We start from the raw sequence: 1814 nt of genomic DNA, 5'->3' as shown, positions 1-1814 counted from the left end.
GTAGAGGTTATCGGAGCGTTTTTAGTGAAGTGATAGAGATATGAATGATGATACTGAAAAGAATATAAGTCCTGAAAAGATTGTCGAATATTTGGGTTTGAAAAATATTGACGAACTTGCAAGTGTACTTTCAGAGGTACTTGGTAAGACATTAAAACCAGGCAAAAATCTCATTTATAATTCTTTACATTATTTTGAAATAAATAGTGTAAGTAGCAAGTATGATTTATATAATGATCTCCCTATAATAACTCCTATTTTATATAATAAAATGCATGTGGGGTGGCAATGCGTTTTAGGTTATGATAAAAGATATTATCGAAAATATGATAGAGATACTTCACTAGAAAACAGACCGGCCCTCTACAAGTTGGTCATATTTTAAGTTTAGGCTTATTCAGTTTTGTAAGACAAAATGGATTAGAAAATATATGTAATGACCAAGAATTAAATTTGATTCCGCAGTTTGAAAGGGCTAATGAAAGTAAAGATGAGGATGTTGGACAAGGGAAATTTGAAAATTGGGTTTGATCTTATTTGGATCATTATAAAGATCAGCAAATCTATTATGAAGTGGAAGAAATCTTTTATAAGCCTAAAGATATAATTCCTATTGGTACAAGAATATTTGCCTGTAGATATAAGACAATTTTAGATGAATTAAAAAATACAAGTAAAGGTGGAAATTCGGCAATACCATTCCATGTATTTATCCCTAATTATGGATTTAATAAAGAGAAGAAATATGACTCTAATTATTTATATCATAAATCAGATAGGGTCAGAAAATTTTATAGAACATTTTATGGCAAGTAGGATAACTTGAAGTGAAAATTTAAAGATATGAAGGAGTAAAATATATATTTTAGAAAACATCCTCTTGGTAGGACTATTTTTTATAGTATAAATATAAATTGAATAGCGATACTTTGCACATCAAATAAACATTGAAACCCCTGGGTCTGATCGAAGTAAGGTAATACTATTCTTGTATTAAATATAGATTCCTTTAAAGATTTTAAGAAGGAATTCGCTAAAGCAAATATCGCTGATTCATAATGGAAAGATGCCAATAATTTATCAGTTATGAAGTATGCTAATGCATACGTAGCACAGCTCATTGCTCTTTATCGATTAACTTTGGTCGAATATATTAAGGCTAATAAGGATACTCTTGATTAAATACGAGCGAAAATGAAAGATACGGTATTACGTGACGCTATTGTGTGGAGTAATACTTCGCCTCAAGATGTGCCAAATGCTAAGAAGCAGAATAACTGCACGCTACATCCCATAGTAACGCTGCCAAATCTGTAGGACGCTGGCGGCGAAAATTATGTATTATAAAGATATAAGGAATCAGCGCTAATGACGTTGGTCAACAAGGCTTCGTGCTAAGTTGATTCAGGTTTTAAGCATCATGCACTTATGTGTGTGATGCTTTTCTCGTTTTTATAGGAAATTAGAGAAAGATGGTTGGGCGGTGATGGGGATTCTAGTCTTGCTGAGGTGAGGTTGGAATTTTTTATGTTGCCATGAATCGCATAATGTTTATTGGTATAATTGGCCGCTTAAAGAATGGGGATTATAAAAGCTAAAAATCACTTGCTTAATTTAGTTTGATTAGAAATCTCATTAGCTTTTCTAGCGATAGATTCGATTAAAAACATTGATGGAACTTGAGTTGAAATGTCTGCACCGTTTGGCATACGTTCAACTTCAGTTTCATAGCTAATATTAAAATCAGAAATATTAGCTAATTTACAAGTAGGGCTGCTGGTAAATTAGCTAATATTTCTGATTTTAATATTAGC

The 1814-nt window shown here is 31.8% G+C and carries 2 protein-coding genes; both read left to right on the top strand.

Features of this window, described 5'->3' with window-relative positions:
- The first annotated feature begins 40 nt into the window (after positions 1 to 40).
- Positions 41 to 385, top strand: coding sequence for a hypothetical protein (locus Q7P22_RS05150; protein ID WP_303861517.1), 345 nt, complete (start codon positions 41 to 43; stop codon positions 383 to 385).
- A gap of 152 nt (positions 386 to 537) precedes the next feature.
- Positions 538 to 816, top strand: a complete 279-nt coding sequence (locus tag Q7P22_RS05145; protein WP_303861514.1) for a hypothetical protein — start codon at positions 538 to 540, stop codon at positions 814 to 816.
- The last annotated feature ends 998 nt before the right edge of the window (positions 817 to 1814 follow it).

The sequence above is a fragment of the Alkalibaculum bacchi genome, from assembly GCF_937875145.1.
GTDB classification, from domain to species: domain Bacteria; phylum Bacillota; class Clostridia; order Eubacteriales; family Alkalibacteraceae; genus Alkalibaculum; species Alkalibaculum bacchi_A.
The sequence above is the reverse complement of the archived record's forward strand: the minus strand, read 5'-3'. Positions and strand labels throughout refer to the sequence as shown.